This window comes from Hoskinsella mucinilytica, assembly GCF_045223415.1.
In the GTDB taxonomy this organism is placed as follows: domain Bacteria; phylum Bacillota_I; class Bacilli_A; order Erysipelotrichales; family Erysipelotrichaceae; genus Hoskinsella; species Hoskinsella mucinilytica.
Genome location: NZ_JBEQZJ010000005.1, coordinates 60,304 through 83,436 on the forward strand (window position 1 = coordinate 60,304; position 23,133 = coordinate 83,436).

The following is a 23,133-nucleotide window of genomic DNA, read 5'->3' on the forward strand; positions in this document are numbered from 1 at the left end:
AAAAGCAGGTGGTCATATGAAAAAAATAAAATCGTATCTTCATAACAAGCCTCATATCTGGATGATAGGAATTTCTATGCTGTTTATGATTGGAGTGTTTATTAGGATCTTTATTTCCTATATTCAAGCATTTGATACAGCACTCCTTGAGGAAAACAAGGCCTATCTCTCAGAAATTGCGGATCATATCGCAGTATATACAGAGTCGGTATTAAAAGATAGCGAAAATGCATTACAAAATGCAGGAAATGCGTTGTTTGTCTTTAAAGAAGATCAACGCATGAGATATCTAACTAATATGGTAAATAGAGAAGGCTTTACCTATGCTGGATACGCTGATCAAAGTGGTAATTTCATCGCAACAGATAGTTACATGAATCACAATATTACAAGTGAGGTAGCCTTTCAGAATGCTTTACAAGGAAAAAGCACCATAAGTGATCTAACGCAAGAAATCTTAAGAGATCGTGTTGCTTCTGGTATCGTCATCACGGTTCCTATATACGATAAAACAGAACAACCGGCAGGCGCCTTAAGTGCAATGATCGAGCTATCACGACTGGATGATGCATTGAAAGTAGATAGCTTTCAAGGAGCAGGATACTCTTATATCATAGATAACAAGGGTGATTTAATTTTACATAATAAAAGCATGGATTACAGCAACTTTTACTGGCTTTTAAAAAATGTAGAAATCAAAGATGATGCTTCCTTATCACAGATTCAACAAAACATTCAATCACAAGAATCAGGCATGATTTATTTCAATCAGCTTGGTGAAGATCGATATGCTTATTATACGTCTTTAGGCATGAATGATTGGACCATTGTAAATATTGTCGCAAAGGATGTAATTACAAACAAAACAGATGCTTTGATGAATCAGCTTATCATCATGAGCGTCGTTGTATTGATCGTCTTTCTTGGCTTATTGACAGGAACTTCTATCTTCTGGATCAATTCACAAAACCAAAAACACGCTGCAGAAGCAAAATCTATTTTCCTTGCGAATATGAGTCATGAAATCAGAACCCCGATGAATGCAATCATAGGAACCGGAGAAATCCTTTTACGAAGTGATCTTCAAAGCCAACAACGGAATTATGTATCAAATATCTTAAGTTCAAGCAAAGGACTTCTTGCGATCATCAACGATATTTTGGATTTTTCTAAAATCGAAGCAGGTAAATTCACTATCGTCCCGGCAGAATACGAACTAGAGCCTCTTTTCTATGATATCACATCCCTTGCGGTTGTTCGATTAAAGGATAAACCTATTGATTTCTTTATTGATTTTGATACAAACGTACCAAGTCATTTGATCGGTGACATGCTAAGAATCAAACAAATCTTGATCAACATTGTCGGCAATGCAGTAAAATTCACACAGAAAGGCTTTATCAAAGTTGAAGTTTCCTACTTAAAAAGAGAATCAAACAATGTCTTACAATGTAAGGTCACAGATACCGGTATCGGTATTAAAAAACAGGATTTAGATAAACTTTTTATCAGTTTCCATCAAGTAGATACCCATTATAATCATTCTAAAGAAGGAACCGGTCTGGGGTTGGCCATATCCCTTGGTTTGTGTACCTTAATGAATGGTACGATTCAAGTAGAAAGCGAATATGGAAAAGGCTCTGTCTTTACCATCACCATTCCTCAACAACAAACGAACAGTGATGTATTGATCAAGGAAACATTACATAAGGAACAAAAGCTTTTGATTTGGGAAAGTTCTGAAATATGGAAGCATTATTTCACTTCATGTCTGAAACGACAAGGTATCTTCTTTACTATTTGTGAACAAAAAGAGCAGCTTGCTTCTTTGATACAAGATCAACACTATGATTATATTTTATTTGATCATGAAAAACTTCCGGATATCCCTATCCATCTAAAATCAAAAAACACTGTTCTCGTAAGCATGTTGAATCAACAGGACCCTTCTTTATTATCAATCAAGGAAAAAGAACCTTCCATTTATAAACCAATGTTTTCGCTTCAAATATCAAGTTTATTAGATGGAGAAAGTGGCATTGAGCATGAAACTATGCAAGATGATCCTACGATGGATATCGATCCACTCCCAATGACCCATGTCCTAGTCGTTGATGATAATGAAATGAACAGAGAAATTGCGACAGAAATATTGAAACTTTATCAGATTCATGTAGATAGCGCTTCTTCAGGAGAAAAAGCTTTGGAAATGATCCGAAAAAAGAAATATGATATCATCTTTATGGATCACATGATGCCGGATATGGATGGTGTAGAAACATTACAACATATCAGAGAACTACCAGAAGAATATGCTCCATCTGTTCCGATCATTGCGTTAACCGCTAATGCCACTGCAAATGCCATGGCGATGTTTTATGAGGTTGGCTTTGATGATTTCCTTCCTAAACCTATTGAAATGAAAAAGCTTCATCAACTTTTAGAAAAATGGCTTCGCAAGATCAATACAGAAAGAATGTAAACAAAAGGAATCCAATCTAAAAAAGGATTCCTTTTTATGATAGAAAAAGCCTTCTCTTATCGGAAAGCTCATCATCATTCCAACAGAAAAGACTATTTGCGATCTATAGCGACACAAGAAAAGAACGAGAAAATGATTAGTTTGTAATGAAAGGATTTTCGTAGGAACTAAACTTGTGGAGCTACCTTTTTCTTTTTTATACCATAACGCAACAGCTACCAGCTCGTTGGTTATATATGTTATAACATAAAAAAAAGGAAAAGCAAGCTTTTTCCGGCTTTTCCCTAAAAGTTATGCTTTTTCCTATGAAATCGCTATGATGTAGCTTCCTTATAAAAGATCAATCATCGAAATAAGCAAAAGGTGCACAAAGCGTACACGCTGTGATCAAACCACAAAATTCTATAGATAATTGAACACTACAAGCCTCCTTTGGTATCTCAAAGAAAACAACGATATCTTGAAAATCTGCGCATATCTTTTCACATACATTTTGTTTTGCTGTCGCAATCAGCTCTTGACATCGATCATAAAAATCAGCACGTAATATTACTTGTTGCGCTTGAATTGCTCTTATACAACACCCCCATGCGATACAATGATGATCTAAGGTTTGAATGCTAAGATCATAATAAATACCTGCCGATGATTGATGACAGGTTGGAATACTTACACTACAAGTCCTGTTTTCATGAAGAAAAAATTCATCATAAGTGATAGGTCCGCAACTATGGAAATACGTTGGTCCTTCACAAGAGCTAGGACACCATTTAGAATTACAAATCAGATTATACATACGCTCCCTCCCTAACTTACTATATGTCAAGCACCCATATCACGATACAAAAAAGAACAGTTTCCTGTTCTAGTTCATATATGTTTTTATGAAGGCATCTACCTCTTTCCAGTAGCCTTCAGGATCAACATCTCTACTTTGTCCATGGCCTGCACCCTTTACGATAAACAGCTTCTTTTCGCAAGTTGCGGCTTCATAAAGAGGATATACCATTTCTGTAGGTACAAAGTCATCCGCATCTCCATGTATAAATAAGGTAGGTGTTTTTGACTGTTTCACCGCAGCAAGTGCATCGGCATCTTTTAAGTTATAACCGGCTCTTATCATTGTCATGATATTAGCGGCATCTAATGCCGGAAAAGATGGTAATCCAAATAGATCATCTAATTGAAAAGAAAATTCATCCCATGCGGATGTATAACCACAATCCTCAACAGCAACCTTCACCTGTTCAGGTAAGTTATGTCCAGTTGTCATCATGACCGTACTAGCACCCATAGAAACACCATATAAAGCAATACTAGCCTCTTGATCCTGTTCTAAGATATTATTGATCCATTCAACGATATCATCACTATCCCAAGCTCCCATTCCTATAGAAGTACCTTCGCTTTGTCCATGACCTCTTAGATCCGGTATCAATACTTGATAACCCTGTTCATAAAATCTATTTCCAACAGAAAGTTGATCCTTGCCCTCTCCCATATAACCATGTACTGCGATCAACCATTGATGACTGTTTTGATTCATTTCATAAGAATGAAGACGATATCCATCCTCATTTATGATCCAGCTATCTTTCCCATGACGCTTGAAGGTATCATATGCTTCTTGTCTTCTTTGTTCTTTTAAAGGATCTTCCTCACTATTTCCAAACACAATGGATTTATCTGTGGTAGCATCGATTGCAAGGGAGTAAAAATAATTTCCTGCATAACCTAATCCTCCCAAAAGTACCATTAGCAATACAACAAATAGTAGTAACAAACGTTTTGTTCTTTTTTTCATGTTATCACTCTTTCTTCAAAACTATGATATTATATCAGAAATAATTTGATAGTCAAATTAAATTATCTAAGAATCCATACAAGATCAAGTGAAAAAAATGCAAGGCATCCTATCCCTTGCATTTATTCTAAGTCTTTGGCATTGCTTAAGATAACATCTCGATACCACCAATAAGAATCCTTTGGATATCGATGATGAGTACCTTTACCCTCGTCATCTTGATCATTATATACGAAACCATAACGTTTTTTCATTTCACTTGTGCCTGAGGATACCATATCGATCGGTGACCATGCACAATATGCAAAGACATGTACACCATGTTGGATCGCTTTTTGTAAAGCTTTGATATGCTCTTTGATATACTCAATACGATAATCATCATGAACGGTATGCTCTTCATTTAATTCTTCTATTTGTCCAAACCCATTTTCAGCTATCATCAATGGTTTTTCATATCGATCCCAATAATTCAAAAAGCAATCATATAAACCAAGTGGATTTATTGTCCATCCCCATGGATTGGCTTTTAAATATGGATTTAATTCCGAATTACCGATTGCCATCGTATTCTTCTTATGATTTACTACATTAGAGTTATAATAGCTAATCGCTAGAAAATCTAAGGTATGCTCCTGTATCAATGCTAATTCATCTTCCTCTACATCAATCTTGATGTCATGATCTTTAAAATAACGTAATGCATAACCAGGATATTCACCACGAAGTTGTACATCTGCGAAAAAATACATGGTCATTTGATTTTTCTCTGTCGCAAAGACTACATCTTCCGGTTGACAAGTCATAGGATTCACCAAGAAATCCGCAAGCATTGCGCCAAAGCGGAATTTTGTGTTTATTTTTTTTCCTGCCTCTTTGATTTTTGCGCAAGCTATGAATTTATGATGGACACCTTGCCATTTGATCGCTTCTACATCATCTACCGTATCCTTAATGACACCAATAGAGCTAAGTCCAACTCTTGTTAGATTGATTTGATTCACAGGTATCCAATAAGTGACCTTATTTTGATATCGTTTCATTACCAAAACCGCATATTTTATAAATAGATCCACCACATATTTACTCATGAATCCATTGTAGTTCAGCGCAAGATTTATTGGCATATCGTCGTGATATAACGTAACGATCGGTTCGATCTTACTCTCATGTAACAAATCAAGTAAGTGATCATAAAACTGTAGTCCTTCCTCACTTGGATTGTTTTCTGCGCCATTAGGAAAGATTCTTGCCCAACTGATAGAAAAACGAAAGCATCGGATTCCCATTTCTTTTAAAAGCTTGATATCCTCTTGATATCGATGATAAAATTCTATGCCTGTTTTCTTAGGAAAGCTATAGCGATCTGGATGCGTTAAACGATCCATGATCTCATCTTTCGATAAATCTCCTTTTACCTTGGATTTATCATTAGGATCATAGTTTTGTAAATCTGCGACTGTAATCGCACGATCATCGATACCTTCTGCTTGTTTGGCACTGATCGCAACTCCCCATAAGAAATCCTCAGGAAATAAATCTTGTATCTTATCTTTTTTGTATTCTAAAATATTCATTCCGATCACCTCTCTTTTGAAAAAGCATCTTTCGATGCTTTACTTGTTTTGATAAAAGCTTTCAAATATTAGGATCATTTTCTCTGTCAAATTGACTTCACTCATAATCGTCATTAAAGTATCTTGAGCGTGTGTAAATAATAGACAGGATTCATAATGTTGCCCTGTTGCTTCTGCCTGTATAATTTCTGTTTGACATTGATGCGCCTTTGTAATATCTTCTCTTGCTTCCTTTATTTTCTCTTTGGCGATCACGAAATCAAAAGATGCAATGCTATCTAAAGCTTCATTTGCTTTCGTTCTTGCATTTCCTGCACTCATGATGATAGACATGGAAACAGGAATCAATGGATTATTTTCGTCCATAACTTACCTCCTCTCTTATGCAGTTTTCTTTATGGCTTCTTTTTCTTGTTCTTCTTTTACCAACTGTCTGTCATATTTCATTAAGAATGGATACCAGATCAAACCATAGATGGCAAATAATACAAAGAACCAGATAAACGCTCTATAATCATCTGTTGTTAACCATGTACAAATCGGTGCAGGAATACGAGATATATTATTTACACCAGCAGGAATATTTAAGAAACCGGCTCTCATGATAAACCAGATCATCAATGCACCAACAATAGAATTCATCCACATTGGGATCATTAACAAAGGATTGAACACAATAGGTGCACCATATACCAATGGTTCATTGATATTGAAAATGGAAGGTGCTAAACAAATTTTACCCATCGTCTTTAATTTCTTTGACTTACATTTGAACAGCATTAAGAAATTCAATGGTAAGGTACCACCTAAACCACCCATTGCGATTAACGCTGTTGTAAAAATAGTTTCTGTTGTGACAATGTTCACAGGCTGTCCACCAGCTAAAGCTAATTCTGCATTTGCGGCAATACCGGCCATCAAGATTGGTTTCACAATAGCATTTAATGACCATGCAGAAATTCCAACTGAATAAAGCAAGACATACAAGAAACAAATAATAACAAAGCCAGGTAAAGATTGACCGATATCAACAATTGGCTGGAAGACCATATTGATAAAACCAACAAGATCAAAGCCAACGGTAAATACTGTAATACCGAACAACAAATAAATCAGGGTCATTGGAATGATGTTATTGATCCATTCACATACGAAATCAGGCATAGAAGCACTGTTTTCTAATACATGTAGTTTCGCATAAAAGTGGAAAATAACCATAACGACCAATGCTACGATAATGGCGATAAATAAACCACTACCACCAAGGAAGTTAATATCCGTAATGGTTAGCTCAGTTTTACCGGTTGTTGCATTCTTTAACAAAGTTGCCATGGTAGGACAAAGTGCCATTAAGAATACAGTCAACGAAGTAAGACCGGCAGTTATCGTATATTTCGGATGGTCTAATTCTACCATTCCAAAATATGCTACCATGAATGATACGATAAGTGACATCATACCGAAGCTAAAGGTATTTACAAAACTCATATCAGGTAAAGATGGTATATATCTTACAAATACGTTATAGATGGATACAACAGATCCTACCAGAATAAACGGTAATATCTTTTGCATTGCACTTGCGACTGCCCCTACCCATGGATTTCTGAAGATTTTTTGCATCCCCGGCGCTAGTTTATCGGTAAACCAGCTCATAATGTGATTCATAAATGCTTTCCTCTCTTTCTTTTATTTATACTTTTCCAAGGTATCTACAGCTAGGTTTAATAACGCTTTTCCATCTAACATAGAATAGATTTCCTCAGGAATGACGATAACCGGAATATCATAAGGCGCTGCCATTTCTTCAAATGCTTTTAATCTGAATTCGTAATGTGGCCCAATACATAAGATATCCATTTTGGGAAGGTATTGTGTTACCTCACTTTCACTTTTTGCTTCAATCGTTGCGTCTATTTTTAATTTTTTAGCTGCTGCTCTTGCTTTTTGCGCAAGGAATCCAGAGGATAAACCGCCTCCACAGCAAAGATAAATATGCTTCTGTGTCATTTTATGACCTCCTTCTTTTGGTAAGCTCTTGAACTTTACACCTACATTAAACCATGTTCTTTTCGTTGTCTCAACTTAACATCTGCACTGTGCAAAAGGTGAGATTGCACAGTGCAATTTTACAGTTTTCAATCCTTAGGAAAGCCGTTATAATATACTTAAGAATTCTACAATAAGGATGTGAGAACATGAAAAGAAAACAAGAAGAATTAGTACGTTATTTATATGATCATGAAGAAAAACTTACCTCTGAAACATTGTCTAAAGTACTTTCATTATCTATTAGAACCATCAAATCCTATATTGCAGAATTAAATCTCAATTATCCGGGACTTATTCTATCCAGTAATCGTGGATATACCATTCATAAACAGAAAGCTGCTACTTTGTTGAAGTATAAAGATGATATTCCACAGGATTATGAAGGACGATGTATTTACTTAATCAAAAAATTATTACTCGAAAAACAAAATCAATTGGATATCTTTGATCTTTGTGATGAACTGTTTATCAGTGATTCCACCTTAAGAAATGATATTTATAAAATGAATACCAGTTTCGCAAATTTCCAGATTACATTTTCTTGTATAGGTCATCAAATCGAAATCAATGGTACAGAAAAAAATAAGCGAAGATTAATAACTCATGTTATGTCAGAGGAAGCAAGTGGTAATTTTCTAGATCTTTCTTTTCTTCAAGAAAGCTTTCCTAATTATGATATGGAAGAAGCATGTTCGCTGATTAAGGAAGTATTTCAAAAATATCATTACTATATCAATGATTTTTCTTTTATCAATTTAGTTTTACATGTCACTATTATGATCAATAGAATGCATAATGGAAATCACATTATCAGTAATCATGAACAACATGTCATTGATGGAACAGAAGAACAGCCAATCGTTGAAGAATTATGTTTCACACTAGAACAAATATTTGATGTAGAATTCACAAATAGCGAAAAGTTCGAAATTTATATCCTTTTTAAAACAAATGCCAATTATCATGTGAAAGACCAAATTGATGAATTATCTAAGGTAGTATCAGATGAAATTCTTTCGCTATCTAAAAAGTTAATACAAAATATCGATCAACACTTCTTTGTTAACCTAATGTCAGACAGCTTTTTAACTCCCTTTGCTTTACATTTGAAGAATTTAAAAAATCGATTAGATCAACATAGCATTATGAAAAATCCTATGCTGGAATCTATTAAAATATCCTGTCCTACAATTTATGACATCTCTACTTTCATGGCATATCAGCTCATGCAAGAATTTCATGAAGAAATCAGTGAAGATGAAATCGCATTTCTTGCGCTTCATGTCGGCACAGAAATCGAGCGTCAAAAAAAGGCCGAAACAAAAGTATCTTGCATCATTTTATGTCCGGAATATCTCAATATCGGCAATCTCTTATATAACAAAATACTTATGGATTTTGGTGAACAAATCAGTATTGAAAAATTAGTATCCTTTGAAAGTGAAATTGAAAATGAATCTTTCGATCTTTTGATTACAACGCTACCACTACCAGAATCCTCTGATTATATCACGGTTTTATTGCCACCACTTCCAATGAATTACGATAAGAATAAGATCATGGAAGCTATTACTCGCATTGAAAACATTAAAAAAAGTAGGATTCTTGCGGATAATATTGACTTTTATTTCAATGAGGATTTATTTTATCTTAAAACACATCAAACGGATAAGAAAGAAATCATTGATGAATTAGCTGAACAAATGATATCTCTTGGTTATGTACATAATGACTTCAAAGAGGAAGTATGGAAAAGAGAACGTGCTAGCTCAACAGCATTCATGAATATCGCAATCCCACATCCTATGAAAATGAGTGCTTATAAAACAAGTATTGCTGTGGTCATTTGTCCTAAAGGGATCGAATGGAAGGATCAACACTTTGTGAATGTTGTTTTTATGATTGCATTTAATAAAATCGACAATAAACACTTCCATAATTTATATGAATCCTTGATACTCTTATTTAATGAACCAGAGGTTATCACTGAAATCAAAAAATGTAAAAACTTTGAAGATTTCAAACGTATCATCATTAAGAACTATATCAAATACAATTAACATTGATTTCTTGCCCTGATGTCCCATAGAAAAAGCCTGTAATTCTTTGATTTACAGGCTTTTTTCTATATTTTAATTTTAGTAGTTTTTTGCTTCTTCAGCGAAGTGAGCTCCTGAATAACCGCAAACTGGGCAAGCACCTGGTGCTTTAGGACCTTCATGACGGTATCCACAGATATCACATACCCAAACAGTTGGTTCATCTTTTTCGAACACTTTACCATTTTTAACATTTTCTAACAATGCTAGATATCTTTCTTCGTGGTGTTTTTCGATTTTCGCAACTTGTTCCATTTGGAAAGCAATTTTTGCGAATCCTTCTTCTTTTGCAGTTTCAGCGAATCCTTTGTACATATCAGTCCACTCGTAGTTTTCACCTGCTGCTGCATCTTCCAAGTTCACTGCAGTTGTAGGAACTTTATCTCCATGTAATGCCTTAAACCATAATTTCGCATGCTCTTGTTCGTTACGTGCTGTTTCTTCAAAGATATCAGCGATTTGCTCCATACCTTCTTCACGAGCCATCTGAGCATAGTAAGTATACTTGTTTCTTGCCTGGCTTTCTCCAGCGAATGCTGCCATTAAATTCTGTTCAGTTTTTGATCCTTTTAATTCCATTTTTCTTTTCCTCCTATGTGTTTTTACTTTACTATGATTGACCGCTTTAACGGTATCATCCAACCTATTTCTGCTTCTCTAAGCAGTCTTTACAAATTCCTTCTACCATCATATCATGAGTTGTAATTGGCAATCCCGTTAACTCTGACATTTCTTTATTATAGTCTTCTTTATAAGGAAGATCTAAATCAAGAATTCTGTCACACTTGATACAATGCAAATGGTAGTGCGGCTTACATGTCTTATCGTATTGGTAGCCATCAATAGGATGGGCAATCTTTTTGATTTCATGCATATCACATAAAATATTCAAATTTCGATAGACAGTAGCTAGACTAATTTTTGTATCCCCCGTATTAAGATCCTGAAAAATCTGTTCAGCGGTTACATGTCCATTGATCTGTTTCATATAATTTAATATCAGATCTCTCTGCTTCGATGATTTATACATCCCATCAACCTCCAATCTTAAGAACCGTTCTTATTATAGCTCTGAAAATTGAAATTGTCAATACATTTTAAAAATTATTTTAAGAATTATTCTTATTTATATTTTATCCTCCAATATCTTCTACTCCAAATTCCACCCAATAATTTTTATGTGGTTCTATGATTAAGCCATAAGTCCCTTTCCACATGGCGTATAAGTTACCTAAGGTGTCTTTGCTAATGGTTCTATCATCTTTATTATATTGATTTGCGCTCTCTTGTGTAAGAAATAATTTCATTGATTGATATTCCTTATCATCCTGTTGGCGAGCAATCACCTCAACACCAAAGCTTTTACAATCCAAAGTAAAAGGCTCACCTAAATAATAAACTTCTTTCTTTTCCAATAAGGCGAATGCTTGATTTAATGGCATTTGATTCCTTGCACAAGCATACATGATACAAAAGCTATCAACGATATCACGGATTGGCTCTAAGTCCTCACTTGAAATCACAAGAGGTTTTGGTTGAAATCCATACATCTTCAAAGTAAGTTGTTGTTGGAGTGCATAATCAATCGATAATCCCATTACAGATTGCGAATATGAAAAAGTGTCTTTTGGATATTCTTTTTTCATGTCATCGATTGCTTGCGATAATGCTTCATTGGTTAAACAAATTACTACGCTATTCTTTATGATAGCTGTTTGGTTTTTTAAAATCAATGCTATATTTTGATCAAAATGTTCATGAAAATTCATTTGCTTTAGACTAACTTTTAATCCATTTGTACTATCATCTTGCTTATTTTTAAATATCTTCATAAATGACCTCCTGTTATGATTATTTTATCATGATTAGATTCCTCTTAGTCATTTTCTGCTTTATTTTGTGTTAGTAAAATCTAGCGTCGATGAAAAAAAGTAGATGATTTTCATCTACTTCCTGTTTTATTTAAGCATACCGATTTCATCAAACTCAGAATTAGGTCCCCATGCGACTTCCCAACAATAGCCATCTAAGTCTTGGAAATATGCATGATATCCACCCCAAAATACATCTTGTGGCTCTTTTAATATGGTTCCTCCGGCTTCTCTTACAAAAGCAATCACATCTTCCACTTCTTGTTTTGTTTGGACGTTATATGCAAGTGTAATACCCGCAAAACCAGAAGCGATCGCCGGTGGATTTACAGGATTGATATCCTCTGCCAATAATTGTAATGGATATAATTCGAATTTGGTTCCCGGTGTATCAAAGAATACTACATCGGGATTTGATTCTGTACAATCTGTATGAAAGCCTAATTTATCTCTATAAAAGTTCAATGCTTTCTCCATGTCTCTTACACCTAAACAAATACAAGTGATTTTATTCATTTCCATCATCGTTTCCTCCTAATATTGTAATCTTATTTTAGTTGATTTTAATATATAGAAATTGTAAAAAACAGACAAGAAAATCGAATAAGGATCACTTCATCTACTTTGCATGTGCTTTATTGTATTTTTCTTTTAATTTATCGAAATATAGTAAATATAAAGCAATCAATATACATATACCTATGATCATCATTGCCGGTCGATTCACAAAATAAAGAAAACTTTCATTCTGTGGCCTTTGATTTTCAAAGTAAAGACCATTGGCCATTTGAAAAATAATCGCAGTTGTTAAAACCGAAAGTACTAACATAGCATAACCTAATTTCCTTTTCATTTAAAATCCTCCTCATATCAATTGTGCTAATCCATTTCACTTCTATGAATAGCTTATCATTCTATAGAAAGCGTGTCAATCTTCTAATTGCAAAGGATAGAGCCAAAGAGTTATAGAGTAACAAGATTTTATGAATCATCTTATAAAATGAAAGTGCCTATAAAGCATCATAAGCTAACTATGTACCATAGCATTAATTAACAAATGAAATATTTGCTTATTTTTCAATAAAAAAAGTCTGTATCACAATACATCTATGTGATACAGAACTTTTTATCAAAATTGATTTTTATCATCATAGGAAGAAAGGATAACATATCCTTCTTCTATGGATCGTTTTACATCAATGATTCTTTGGTTTTTACTACCTTTGAATACAAGTCGATGATCCTTTTGATCCTGTATAAATTTCCCATCGACCAAAACATCTAGTTCCATTAATAGCTTTTTTTTCACTGGATCATTCCATAATTCCTCATAAGTAAATCCTGAATAAGCCCAGATATTTAAATGCATCTGTTTTGCGGCTTTGACAATTGGTAATAATGCCTCAGCTTGAAGAAAAGGTTCTCCTCCGGATAATGTCAATCCACTTTGTAATCTGGATTCCCTCATTTCAGATATGATGGTATCCACATCGTAAAGCTTTCCTCCATTAAGATCATGTGTATGAGGATTATGACAACCAGGACACTGGTGTAAACAGCCTTGTGTCCATAACACCATACGTATCCCGGGTCCATCTACAATACTATCTTGTTGTAAATCAGATGCAAGGCGTATACTAGCCATGCTTTACACGTTCTCTCTCTTCTGATGCTTTTGCGTTATTGAAACGATCAACAGTTCCTACTAAATAGCCTGTGATACGACGAATCTTTTCAAATTTATATTCGCCTTTTGTTTCATCACGACCACATTTAGGACAGATGTGACCTTCTATGACACCACTATATCCGCAACATGGATCACGGTCTACTGGATGATTGATAGAACCATAACCGATACCACTATCCTTCATACAACGAACGATAGCCTCAAATGCTTCAAGATTATTCGTAGGATCTCCATCTACCTCTACGTATGAAATATGTCCACCGTTGGTATATTCATGATATGGTGCTTCTTTCTGAATTTTCTTAAATGCAGTGATGTGATAATAAACAGGTATATGGAAAGAGTTTGTATAGTAATCACGATCAGTAACACCAGGTATGATACCGTAAACCTTTTTATCGATACGTGTAAATCTTCCGGATAAACCTTCTGCCGGAGTTGCGATCAATGAGAAATTCAAGTGATATTTTTGTGTTGCTTCATCACATACTTCTCTCATATGAGAAACAATTTTCAATCCTAATTCTTGTGCTCGTTCACTTTCTCCATGGTGCTCGCCGATCAATGCTTTCAAACATTCTGCAAGACCAATAAATCCAATGGTCAACGTTCCTTGTTTTACAAGTTCTTCTAACGTATCTTCCCAACCTAAATTTTCACTACCGATCCAAACACCTTGACCCATAAGGAATGGGAAATTCTTTACTTTTTTCTTTGCTTGAATTTGAAGACGTTCCATTAATTGTTGAATTACGATTTCCATCAATTCATCTAATTCATTGAAGAATGCCGATTCATTAAATTCTCCATTGGTAACAACGCCATGCTTGATACCAAGTCTTGGAAGATTGATACTTGTGAAAGAGTTATTTCCTCTTCCTGTCGCAATTTCAGGACCGTTGATATTTCCCATGACACGTGTTCTACAACCCATATAGGTAGTTTCCGTTTCCGGTTTTCCTTCTTTGTAATACTGTAAATTAAATGGAGCATCCATAAAGCTGAAGTTAGGGAATAGACGTTTTGCGGATACACGCATTGCAAGTTTAAATAAATCATAATTTGGATCTTCAGGATTGTAATTGATGCCTTCTTTTACCTTGAAAATCAAAATCGGGAAGATCGGTGTTTCACCATGTCCTAATCCGGCTTCTTGAGCAAGCATTAGATTTTTTGATACCAGACGTCCTTCACTTGTCATATCTGTACCAAAGTTGATGCTGGAAAATGGCACCTGTGCTCCTGCACGAGAATGCATTGTATTCAGATTATGTACAAACCCTTCCATTGCCTGATAGGTTTTCTTGTTTGTTACTTTCATTGATTCTTGATAAGCAAAGGTAGTTATTAATTCTGCTTTTTCTTTATCTAAAGCATATTCTTTCATCAGCATATCATTCATTGCCTCAGTAAATGCCGGCTCGATATCGATACGTGCAGTTGTCTTGCATGCTTCTTCCACCGCCTTGAAGTTTTCTTCTACATCAACATCAAGTGAAATGAATAATTCCAATGCACGATTGATATTACTACGATATTCTTTACGGAATGTTTTTGCGACACCTTTGGCAAGATAGTAATCAAATGCCGGAATACTTTGTCCACCATGTTGATCATTTTGATCACTTTGTATTGCGATAGCAGCCAATGCTGCATAACTTGCGATATCTTGTGGTTCTCTTAAATGACCATGTCCGGTAGAAAAACCGCCTTGGAAAAGCTTATCCAAGTCAATTTGACAACAAGTTAACGTACCCATATTCATAAAGTCCATATCATGAATATGAATATCTCCATTTTCATGTAATCTTGCATGCATTGGATTCATCAATTGACTCATACAGAATTCTTTTGATACCGCACTTCCATATTGAAGCATGGTTCCCATTGCTGTATTACCATCGATATTTGCATTTTCACGTTTGATATCCGCATCATTACTATCCGCAAATGTGATTTCTTCAATGCTTTTCATCAATCTGGTTTTCATATTACGAATACGGTTTCTTTCTGCACGATAAAGAATATAAGCTTCACTTGTACGAGCATGTCCGTTTTCAATCAATACTTTCACAACTGCATCTTGAACCTCTTCTACGGTTGGAACCTCATCCTGATATATATTATTCAAATAACCGGTAACCTGTGAAGTCAGCTGTTCGGCTGTTGCATAATCTGCTTTTACGCCTTCTTCATTTGCTACACTATCTGCGGCAAGGAAAATGGCTCTTGTAATTTTCTCCGGTGAAAAGTGAATTTCCCTTCCATCACGTTTTTTTATGGTTGTGATCATATAATAACTACCTCCTAGTTTACATAAGCTAGGAACTATTATAGCTTATTTTTCCTGTTTTGGGGAATGTAAATGCTCTTACATTTATGAAATAATTTTTCTATACATTTGGTAATGGAAATCAAACGCTTTCTTTCTACAAAATGAACTGATTTATGATATAATTTCAAAAAAGAGGATGATGACATCATATGACCCTAAATCAAGAAGAAAGTAAACTTATCAAAATAATCGTTTGTGATCTAGATGGCACATTATTAAACCACAACAAGGATATTTCACCTGCAACGGTTGAGTATTTGATTCAATTACAAAAAGCCGGCTATTTGTTGGTATTGGCAAGTGGACGCTTTTTTTATGAGTTAGAACCTTATATTCATCAGTTACATATGAAAAAGTATCATGGCTTCGCAGTTTGCGCAAATGGTTTAGAGGTCCATCATTTAGAAACCGATACGATTGATCGTTTTGACTCATTAACTGAAAAGGAAATAAAGGAAATTTTGACCGTGAGTAATCAAAAACATATCAATGCATACGCCAATGATAAACGCATGTATCAAGCTTTTTGTAACCTATGGTTATTTTATAGCATCCAATTGGCTCAGATGCTATTACGTCCATTCAAACATATAAAATATGATCCTATACAAGTTTTGTTTCATACAAAGTTTCTGAAAAGAAGCACTCCCTATCATTTTCAGCAGCTTGATAAAATTTGTTTCTTATCAAGCCATCGAAAACTCAAATCCTTTCAACGAGAAATTCTAAATGATTTTCCTAATCAATATAAGTTTTATTATATTAATCGCTTTGCAATGGAAATCGTGAAGCAAAACGTAGGTAAAAAGGATGCATTGTCTTATATTTGTGAACAACAACATTTGACTTTACAAAATGTCTTAGCTTTCGGTGATAGTGGTAATGATGAAGAATTATTACAATCTGCCGGTATTGGTATCACAATGAAAAATGGTTTTTATCAGACAAAGCGAAAAGCACGTATCTTATCTTATAAAACAAATGAACAGGAGGGCGTTTTAGATATGTTGAAACGTTTATCTCTGATTGGCTAAGGTCTCATACATATGTTTGGCATCTAGTATATGATAAGGCTTTGTGGTAGCATCACCTTTTGCATTAGCGCTGATAAATAGATAGTATTTACCTTGAACCTTACCTTGACTTGCTAAACAAAGACCTGCATCTAGGGTATAACCTGTTTTGCCTCCTATAAGATAAGGGGAGCTGATATCATGCTGCTGCATTGTTTGCCACATGGTCGAAGTCATCATAAAACCATCAGGATATTCTACACTTGGTTGCGTGTAATAAGATTTTGTTTGGAATATCGTTGAGAAGGTATCATCTTTTAATGCTTCTCTCAATAACAAACCAATATCATAAACAGAGCTAACATGATCATCTTCATCCAAACCGGTACAATTAGAAAAATGGGTATCCGTCATTCCGATCCGTTTTGCTTCTTTATTCATCAACTTCACAAAGTCATCTTCACTACCGCTTATTTGCATTGCTAAAGTTTCACAGGCTTCTGCACCACTTGATAATAAGGCACCATACAACAGATCTTTGATACTTACCTTTTGATATGGCAAAAAGCCTGCCATAGATGCATTTTCCTGTTCCAGATAAGGAAAAATATCGGGTGATATTGTAATCATTTCATTCAAATCTTGAACGTGTTGTATTGCAAGATATACCGTCATGATCTTTGTCATAGAAGCCGGATGCATCTTTTCTTTATCGTGTTTCCTAAATAGGATCTCTCCACTTTGTTGTTCCATCAAGATGGCATATTTACTTGTTAATGTTACTTGTTTATCCAAGTTTGTGTCAATGTGACTGCTATCCTCGTCTTTGAATCCCTTTTTTATGATAGCATCTATGTCATGTTCCATAGCATAAAATCCTCCAGTAACAATACATAGACATAAAGTTAGTATCCTATATTTTTTCATATTGAAATCACCTTCCTATCTCTATTAAATCATTATCGGTAATTTCATATAAAAAGACATACTTAGAAGCTACTTAACTTTTGCTTAATAAAGCATATCATCTAAAACAAACAAAAAGGCACCCATATTTAACAGGCACCTGTCACCGTGATCGGTAATTTAATGATAAAAACAGTCTCTTTCAAATTACTTTCAACGGATATCGTTCCATCATGAGCGGTAACGATTTCTTTCGCAATCGCCAATCCCAAACCGGCTCCACCCGAATTTGTGGATCTTGCTTTATCTAAACGATAGAATTTCTCAAAAATCATATCTAGTTTTTGTTTCGGTATTTCATCACCTTGATTATGGAAATATAGAATAAGCTCTTTATCCGTTACTTCACTACGTATGATGATATCGGTATTCGCATAGCTATAAGCAATTGCGTTTTTCAATACATTGTTAAATGCCCTTGCTAATTTATCTGCATCGCCATAAAAAATGAGATCCTCTTTTATTTCTAAGATGATATTTTTATGTTCTTTCATCAATACTGGATAAAATTGCTCTTTTAATTGGTCAAATAGGAATTTCATTTCTATCCTTCCACGTGAAATGACGATATCATGTAAATTGAATCTTGTGATATCAAAAAACTCATCAATCAATGACTCTAAACGGTTTGCTTTATCCAAAGCAATCTTAATATAGGCATCATTTTGTTCCTTTGGTATATCATGAACATCATGAAGTAGGCTTAGATATCCGATCACCGATGCAAGTGGTGTTTTCATATCATGGGCTAGATAAGAGATCAAATCATTCTTTTGACGTGTTTGTTTCTCTAACATATCGATTTGTTTTTCTTCTTTATTTTTGATTTGCATCAATAACACATCAATTCCCTTATATTCCTTTGGAAGCTCTTGATAATCTTTGCCATCAAGAAAGCTGGTTAGTGTATGTTCCATAGTTTGAATCATAAGATTTTTTTGTTTCACTGTGTTTCGATCAGATATAAATTTCAATAAGCATGAAAACACAGATACCGTAATGATCGCAAACACAAGTACTCCTTTATAAATTTCATCCCATAGAGGTAATACGGTTTGATGTACGATGGAATCAAACTCGTATTCATTTTCGATAAAGAATTTATCTGTCACCCAATTTCGAAACCAGCTACCACTGCCTGAACTAACAAACACATATAAACAACTGATACTTAAGATGACCGCTAAAATGATTTTAATATATTTTTTCATACTTACCCTCCAAGTTTATATCCTACACCCCATACATTTTTAATGTATTTTGGATGTTCCGCATCATCTTTCATTTTTTCTCTGATATGTCGTATATGTACCATCAAAGTATTGTTACTGGAAGTCAAGTATTCTTCTTTCCAAATCGCTTGATATAGCTCTCTTGCGTTTACTACTTTTCCTTGTCTGGAACACAAATACCAAAGGATAGAGAATTCAATAGGAGTTAAGTTTAACGGTTTTTCATTAAGCTTTGCTAAATGTTGGTCTTGATCCAGATATAATCCAGAGTAAGTTCGTATGCTATTATGTATCGGTGAAGAATGGTTATAGCGTTTATATCTTCTCAACTGTGCTTTCACTCTAGCCACCAATTCCAATGGTTGAAATGGCTTTGTCATATAATCATCAGCACCTATAGTTAATCCGGTAATTTTATCAATATCTTGTTCTTTGGCCGTTAACATAATGATTGGATACGTATGACGTTCTCTAATTTTTCTACAAATGGTAAACCCATCGACATCAGGCAACATGACATCCAAAATCGCCAAGTCATATTCTATGTGTTGAATTGATTGTAGTGCGTCTTCTCCATTATAAAAAACATCTACTTCATAACCCTCATTTGTCAAATATATGGTAACTAAATTCGCAATTTCTTTTTCATCATCTACAACTAAAAGTTTCATAAGCATCCCTCTTTTCATTTATTATATCAAATTATGTAAGCATACTTACTTAAGTTTCACTTAAAAAGTACGAAGCTAGCCTTCGTACTTTTTTACTTTATGCATTCAACCCTGTAGGATCTTGTCCATCTATGGGCATTAATTTAGTTATTAACGTAAATAGATCAGTTTCCTCATAATCTTTGAAATCCGGAAATTCCAGATCTTTATTTTGATTGATTTGATCAAATTTCAATGTAAAGACGATCTGCATATTTCCGGCACCTGAATTATTCGACTCATCCTTTACGATCATGTTGATATTACAGGTAAAATTACCATCAACGATAAATCCGTCTTTTATTTCAACTTGTGCACTTGTCTTTTTCACTTTTACTTCCATATCATAGCCATATGTTTGTTTTGCCTGTTCAATGGATTCCTTCAAAGCTTCTTGTACTTTCTTGTTATCAAACTCTAGAAGAATGGTATTTCCATCCATGCTTGCTTTTGTTAAGTATGGTTTGATTTCTTCTTTTTTAAATGCTTTCTCTTTTTTTTCTGTTTGCTCAGGCTCATCTTCTGTATCTTCCATCAAATCTAACAGCTCATTCATATCCATTTGATATTTATCACCTAAAAATTGTATAAACAATCGATCATCTTTATAATAAATTTCAAACATATTATCAACAGAAGTTCCATCTTCTTCTGCATCGATGATCATAGAAAAATTCAATTTACCATCTTTTTCTAAATATCCCCCATGTAAACCGATATTCGCTTTTTCTCCTTCGACATCCATCCCCATATTAGCATCATACATTGCACTTTCCATATTCTCTATCTGATTCAATCCATCCTCTAAAGCAGTCAATGCATCATCATCTACTTTACTGGAAGAACAAGATGTCATAGAAAGTAACATGCCTGCGCTTAATAACAGCGCAAATAGTTTTTTCATAATAAGTTCCTCACTTTCCCTTTGTTACTATTACTATATCATATTCCTATTACATTGGTATTGTTTTTTCGACAAAAACACGCATAATATGCCTCTTTTTTACATTTTATCAGATCATAAGATGAATTGTAAAAAAGGCATAGTATCAAACACTATGCCTTTTCTTTCGTTTCATCAATGGGCAGGATAAACCAAAAATCTGTTCCTTCATTTACTTTACTTCTGACTCCGAATTCTGCTTGATGCAATTCCAAGATAGCTTTCACAATACTAAGTCCTAAACCGCTACCTACTTTTGAGCGTACATGTGTCTTATCTACCTTATAGTAACGATCCCAAATATAAGGTAATTGATCTTGATCCATGCCTTCTCCATGATCAATAAATTGGAAACAAGCACGATCATCATGAATCATCTGTTTGACGATGACCAGATGATCTTCACCGCAATAATTGATGGCATTATTGATCAAATTGTAAATCACTTGGTCTAGCTTCACACAATCTCCGTTTACCATAACTTCTTCTTCGTATATAAAATCTATTTTGATTTCTTGATTGGATAATAGTTTATCATAGCGAGCAATAATATTTTTTATTTCCCGGGTAATGTTGAATGTAGAAGTGTTTAATTCCATTACTCCTGATTGTAATTTAGATAAATCTAACATATCATTTACCAGGGTTGTTAAACGTGTCGTTTCATCAATGATGATCTGAACATTTTCCGGTGTATTTTCTCCTGGGATATCTCTCATCACTTCACCATAACCGGCAATCATGGTCAATGGTGTCCTTAAGTCATGACTCATATTCGCAATCAATTCTTTTCTGAGATTTTCTACCTTGCTTAATTCTATGGAAGCATGGTATAGGGTATCATTTAATTCTTTCGCTTCTAAATACCCTCTTCCTTTGAATTCTACATGATATTCCCCTTTTGCTAGCTGTTTTGCGCTTTCATTGATTTGAATGATTGGCGTTGCGATCTTTCTGGATAGATAAAAAGCTAAGCCAAACGCAACCAATACCAAAATGATGGTAATGATCGCAAACTGTGCTTTGATGGTATCGATGGTCGCATTGACAGGAGTTAGTTGTGCATCGATGATGATCGTTTTTAAGGTGTCATGATCGGACTGAACAACTGAGATATAGGTCATATTATAAAACACTTTTTTCTGCATTTGCATCATCGGATCAAGATTTACCCGTTGATCAAATGGATTTTTCCCTAAAGTTGATTTCAAAAGGGATGAATTGGCATCTGACTCTTCCATCAGCTTACTGGCAATTCCACCATTCTCTACAACTTCCTGTTGTAAGGCTGCGATTACTTTGGTATCTTTACGAATATCCCCGATGCGACAACGAAAGTCATCTTGATTGCTCGCAAGTACATCCTGTAGATTCCCTATTTCTGTTTCTTTTGTCTGATATACCGCTACACAAAAATCATTTTCTTTTGCAATCGATTGAATTTGAGAGGAGAAATTTTCTTCATTGATGATCTCATTAATTTTACTTGCGGCTTCTTTTACTGCATTACTTTTGATATACATATAAAAACGTTCAAGAAAAAACACCTGTAACAACCAAAGCACCAAAATAACGATGGCGATAAAAAATATCAAACCGCCAAAAAGCTTCCATTTGATGCTGACAGGTTTTCTAGCTTTGATCTCTTTCAGTTTCAAAACGATAACCTACCCCTCGTAAGGTAATGATCAAAGTATGGTACTCTTGAAGACTTTTTCTTAACAGCTTTATATGCGTATCTAAGGTACGATCATCGCCATAGAAATCATATCCCCAAACATCATGGATCAATTGTTCTCTGGTCAATGCGATTCCCTCATTTCTCACAAGATAGAATAACAGTTCATATTCCTTCGGTGATAATTCAATTAGTTTTTGATCAATGAAAACTTTTCTACCTGTAAAATCTATTTTCAGTCCTTGATAGGTATAAATTTCTTTCTGAGTTCCTTTTTCTCCTTGATATCGTTTTAAGATAGCGGATACTCTCATCATCAATTCTTTTGGTGAGAATGGTTTGACTACATAGTCATCAATACCAAGCTCAAAGCCATGAATACGATCATATTCCTCTCCACGTGCCGATAGCATGATAACCGGTGTGTTGGCTTTTTTTCTTATTTCCTTACATGTAGAAAAGCCATCTAAATTCGGCATCATGACATCCATGATGATTAAGTCATAGGTATTGCGATTACATATATGAATCGCTTCCATACCATCACTTGCTTCATCAATTTCATGACCTTCAAATTCTCCATATTTTCTAATGATAGATCGAATTCGTTCTTCATCATCTACAACCAACAGTTTACTCATCCAAATCACCTCATTTTCATTATACAAGGTTTTCTTCTAT

22 protein-coding genes are annotated in these 23,133 nt (G+C 34.6%); 3 read left to right on the plus strand and 19 right to left on the minus strand.

What is annotated here, in order from left to right; all coding sequences use genetic code 11:
* Positions 1–16 precede the first annotated feature (16 nt).
* Positions 17–2,482: a hybrid sensor histidine kinase/response regulator gene (locus UGRO018_RS02795; protein WP_416324933.1), complete on the plus strand. Its 2,466-nt coding sequence runs from the start codon at positions 17–19 to the stop codon at positions 2,480–2,482.
* A gap of 340 nt (positions 2,483–2,822) precedes the next feature.
* On the opposite strand, the gene UGRO018_RS02800 is transcribed toward UGRO018_RS02795, so the two are convergent.
* The 6 genes from UGRO018_RS02800 to UGRO018_RS02825 all read right to left on the minus strand — a co-directional run bounded on the left by UGRO018_RS02800 (position 2,823) and on the right by UGRO018_RS02825 (position 7,873).
* Positions 2,823–3,278, minus strand: a complete 456-nt coding sequence (locus UGRO018_RS02800) for a hypothetical protein (protein WP_416324934.1) — start codon at positions 3,276–3,278, stop codon at positions 2,823–2,825.
* Positions 3,279–3,347: 69 nt separating this feature from the next.
* Positions 3,348–4,286, minus strand: a complete 939-nt coding sequence (locus UGRO018_RS02805; RefSeq protein WP_416324935.1) for an alpha/beta hydrolase — start codon at positions 4,284–4,286, stop codon at positions 3,348–3,350.
* Positions 4,287–4,408: 122 nt separating this feature from the next.
* The gene (locus UGRO018_RS02810) at positions 4,409–5,863 is read right to left on the minus strand and encodes a glycoside hydrolase family 1 protein (protein ID WP_416324936.1); all 1,455 of its coding nucleotides are present in this window, start codon (positions 5,861–5,863) and stop codon (positions 4,409–4,411) included.
* A gap of 39 nt (positions 5,864–5,902) precedes the next feature.
* Positions 5,903–6,229, minus strand: a complete 327-nt coding sequence (locus UGRO018_RS02815; protein ID WP_416324937.1) for a PTS lactose/cellobiose transporter subunit IIA — start codon at positions 6,227–6,229, stop codon at positions 5,903–5,905.
* 15 nt (positions 6,230–6,244) lie between these two features.
* A complete protein-coding gene (locus UGRO018_RS02820; RefSeq protein WP_416324938.1) occupies positions 6,245–7,531 on the minus strand; it encodes a PTS sugar transporter subunit IIC in 1,287 nt (428 codons plus the stop codon).
* A 21-nt stretch (positions 7,532–7,552) separates the two neighbouring features.
* Entirely contained in the window at positions 7,553–7,873 is a 321-nt protein-coding gene (locus tag UGRO018_RS02825) for a PTS sugar transporter subunit IIB (RefSeq protein WP_416324939.1), read from the minus strand.
* A gap of 188 nt (positions 7,874–8,061) precedes the next feature.
* Here UGRO018_RS02825 and UGRO018_RS02830 point away from each other — a divergent pair, with 188 nt between their 5' ends.
* Entirely contained in the window at positions 8,062–9,975 is a 1,914-nt protein-coding gene (locus UGRO018_RS02830) for a BglG family transcription antiterminator (protein ID WP_416324940.1), read from the plus strand.
* 78 nt (positions 9,976–10,053) lie between these two features.
* On the opposite strand, the gene rbr is transcribed toward UGRO018_RS02830, so the two are convergent.
* From rbr to UGRO018_RS02865, 7 genes are all read right to left on the minus strand, one after another.
* Positions 10,054–10,593 (minus strand): rubrerythrin, encoded by a 540-nt coding sequence (gene rbr, locus UGRO018_RS02835; RefSeq protein ID WP_416324941.1) that lies wholly within the window; start codon positions 10,591–10,593, stop codon positions 10,054–10,056.
* Positions 10,594–10,657: 64 nt separating this feature from the next.
* Entirely contained in the window at positions 10,658–11,044 is a 387-nt protein-coding gene (locus UGRO018_RS02840; protein WP_416324942.1) for a Fur family transcriptional regulator, read from the minus strand.
* A gap of 103 nt (positions 11,045–11,147) precedes the next feature.
* Positions 11,148–11,846, minus strand: coding sequence for a hypothetical protein (locus UGRO018_RS02845; RefSeq protein ID WP_416324943.1), 699 nt, complete (start codon positions 11,844–11,846; stop codon positions 11,148–11,150).
* A 126-nt stretch (positions 11,847–11,972) separates the two neighbouring features.
* Positions 11,973–12,401 (minus strand): VOC family protein, encoded by a 429-nt coding sequence (locus UGRO018_RS02850; RefSeq protein WP_416324984.1) that lies wholly within the window; start codon positions 12,399–12,401, stop codon positions 11,973–11,975.
* A 103-nt stretch (positions 12,402–12,504) separates the two neighbouring features.
* Entirely contained in the window at positions 12,505–12,738 is a 234-nt protein-coding gene (locus UGRO018_RS02855) for a hypothetical protein (RefSeq protein WP_416324944.1), read from the minus strand.
* A gap of 276 nt (positions 12,739–13,014) precedes the next feature.
* Positions 13,015–13,530 carry an anaerobic ribonucleoside-triphosphate reductase activating protein gene (gene nrdG, locus UGRO018_RS02860; RefSeq protein WP_416324945.1) on the minus strand — a complete coding sequence of 172 codons (516 nt, stop codon included), beginning with the start codon at positions 13,528–13,530 and terminating at the stop codon, positions 13,015–13,017.
* On the minus strand, positions 13,523–15,868 hold the full coding sequence (locus UGRO018_RS02865; RefSeq protein WP_416324946.1) for an anaerobic ribonucleoside triphosphate reductase: 2,346 nt from the start codon (positions 15,866–15,868) through the stop codon (positions 13,523–13,525). Before UGRO018_RS02865 ends, nrdG begins: the two co-directional genes overlap by 8 nt.
* A gap of 191 nt (positions 15,869–16,059) precedes the next feature.
* On the opposite strand from UGRO018_RS02865, the gene UGRO018_RS02870 reads away from it, so the two are divergent.
* A complete protein-coding gene (locus tag UGRO018_RS02870) occupies positions 16,060–16,944 on the plus strand; it encodes a Cof-type HAD-IIB family hydrolase (protein ID WP_416324947.1) in 885 nt (294 codons plus the stop codon).
* Here UGRO018_RS02870 and UGRO018_RS02875 read toward each other — a convergent pair.
* From UGRO018_RS02875 to UGRO018_RS02900, 6 genes are all read right to left on the minus strand, one after another.
* Positions 16,927–17,850: a D-alanyl-D-alanine carboxypeptidase family protein gene (locus tag UGRO018_RS02875; protein WP_416324948.1), complete on the minus strand. Its 924-nt coding sequence runs from the start codon at positions 17,848–17,850 to the stop codon at positions 16,927–16,929. The two genes, UGRO018_RS02870 and UGRO018_RS02875, sit on opposite strands and share 18 nt — an antisense overlap.
* 128 nt (positions 17,851–17,978) lie before the next feature.
* Complete coding sequence (locus tag UGRO018_RS02880; protein WP_416324949.1) at positions 17,979–19,100, minus strand: sensor histidine kinase; 1,122 nt, start codon at positions 19,098–19,100, stop codon at positions 17,979–17,981.
* 2 nt (positions 19,101–19,102) lie between these two features.
* Complete coding sequence (gene vanR, locus UGRO018_RS02885) at positions 19,103–19,798, minus strand: VanR-ABDEGLN family response regulator transcription factor (RefSeq protein WP_416324950.1); 696 nt, start codon at positions 19,796–19,798, stop codon at positions 19,103–19,105.
* A 91-nt stretch (positions 19,799–19,889) separates the two neighbouring features.
* Positions 19,890–20,735 (minus strand): hypothetical protein, encoded by an 846-nt coding sequence (locus tag UGRO018_RS02890; protein ID WP_416324951.1) that lies wholly within the window; start codon positions 20,733–20,735, stop codon positions 19,890–19,892.
* A 152-nt stretch (positions 20,736–20,887) separates the two neighbouring features.
* On the minus strand, positions 20,888–22,432 hold the full coding sequence (locus UGRO018_RS02895) for a sensor histidine kinase (protein WP_416324952.1): 1,545 nt from the start codon (positions 22,430–22,432) through the stop codon (positions 20,888–20,890).
* Positions 22,407–23,093, minus strand: coding sequence for a response regulator transcription factor (locus tag UGRO018_RS02900; RefSeq protein WP_416324953.1), 687 nt, complete (start codon positions 23,091–23,093; stop codon positions 22,407–22,409). The genes UGRO018_RS02895 and UGRO018_RS02900 overlap by 26 nt, the downstream gene beginning before the upstream one ends.
* Positions 23,094–23,133: the final 40 nt, after the last annotated feature.

Bases quoted from the DNA above. Each gene is read 5' to 3' on its own strand.
- UGRO018_RS02880 (WP_416324949.1), bottom strand. From the start codon at position 19,100: ATGAAAAAATATATTAAAATCATTTTAGCGGTCATCTTAAGTATCAGT.
- UGRO018_RS02850 (WP_416324984.1), bottom strand. From the start codon at position 12,401: ATGAATAAAATCACTTGTATTTGTTTAGGTGTAAGAGACATGGAGAAA.
- UGRO018_RS02890 (WP_416324951.1), bottom strand. From the start codon at position 20,735: ATGAAAAAACTATTTGCGCTGTTATTAAGCGCAGGCATGTTACTTTCT.
- UGRO018_RS02900 (WP_416324953.1), bottom strand. From the start codon at position 23,093: ATGAGTAAACTGTTGGTTGTAGATGATGAAGAACGAATTCGATCTATC.
- vanR (WP_416324950.1), bottom strand. From the start codon at position 19,798: ATGCTTATGAAACTTTTAGTTGTAGATGATGAAAAAGAAATTGCGAAT.
- UGRO018_RS02875 (WP_416324948.1), bottom strand. From the start codon at position 17,850: ATGAAAAAATATAGGATACTAACTTTATGTCTATGTATTGTTACTGGA.
- UGRO018_RS02855 (WP_416324944.1), bottom strand. From the start codon at position 12,738: ATGAAAAGGAAATTAGGTTATGCTATGTTAGTACTTTCGGTTTTAACA.
- nrdG (WP_416324945.1), bottom strand. From the start codon at position 13,530: ATGGCTAGTATACGCCTTGCATCTGATTTACAACAAGATAGTATTGTA.
- UGRO018_RS02815 (WP_416324937.1), bottom strand. From the start codon at position 6,229: ATGGACGAAAATAATCCATTGATTCCTGTTTCCATGTCTATCATCATG.
- UGRO018_RS02805 (WP_416324935.1), bottom strand. From the start codon at position 4,286: ATGAAAAAAAGAACAAAACGTTTGTTACTACTATTTGTTGTATTGCTA.
- UGRO018_RS02865 (WP_416324946.1), bottom strand. From the start codon at position 15,868: ATGATCACAACCATAAAAAAACGTGATGGAAGGGAAATTCACTTTTCA.
- UGRO018_RS02830 (WP_416324940.1), top strand. From the start codon at position 8,062: ATGAAAAGAAAACAAGAAGAATTAGTACGTTATTTATATGATCATGAA.
- UGRO018_RS02810 (WP_416324936.1), bottom strand. From the start codon at position 5,863: ATGAATATTTTAGAATACAAAAAAGATAAGATACAAGATTTATTTCCT.
- UGRO018_RS02840 (WP_416324942.1), bottom strand. From the start codon at position 11,044: ATGTATAAATCATCGAAGCAGAGAGATCTGATATTAAATTATATGAAA.
- UGRO018_RS02800 (WP_416324934.1), bottom strand. From the start codon at position 3,278: ATGTATAATCTGATTTGTAATTCTAAATGGTGTCCTAGCTCTTGTGAA.
- UGRO018_RS02870 (WP_416324947.1), top strand. From the start codon at position 16,060: ATGACCCTAAATCAAGAAGAAAGTAAACTTATCAAAATAATCGTTTGT.
- UGRO018_RS02845 (WP_416324943.1), bottom strand. From the start codon at position 11,846: ATGAAGATATTTAAAAATAAGCAAGATGATAGTACAAATGGATTAAAA.
- UGRO018_RS02825 (WP_416324939.1), bottom strand. From the start codon at position 7,873: ATGACACAGAAGCATATTTATCTTTGCTGTGGAGGCGGTTTATCCTCT.
- UGRO018_RS02820 (WP_416324938.1), bottom strand. From the start codon at position 7,531: ATGAATCACATTATGAGCTGGTTTACCGATAAACTAGCGCCGGGGATG.
- rbr (WP_416324941.1), bottom strand. From the start codon at position 10,593: ATGGAATTAAAAGGATCAAAAACTGAACAGAATTTAATGGCAGCATTC.
- UGRO018_RS02795 (WP_416324933.1), top strand. From the start codon at position 17: ATGAAAAAAATAAAATCGTATCTTCATAACAAGCCTCATATCTGGATG.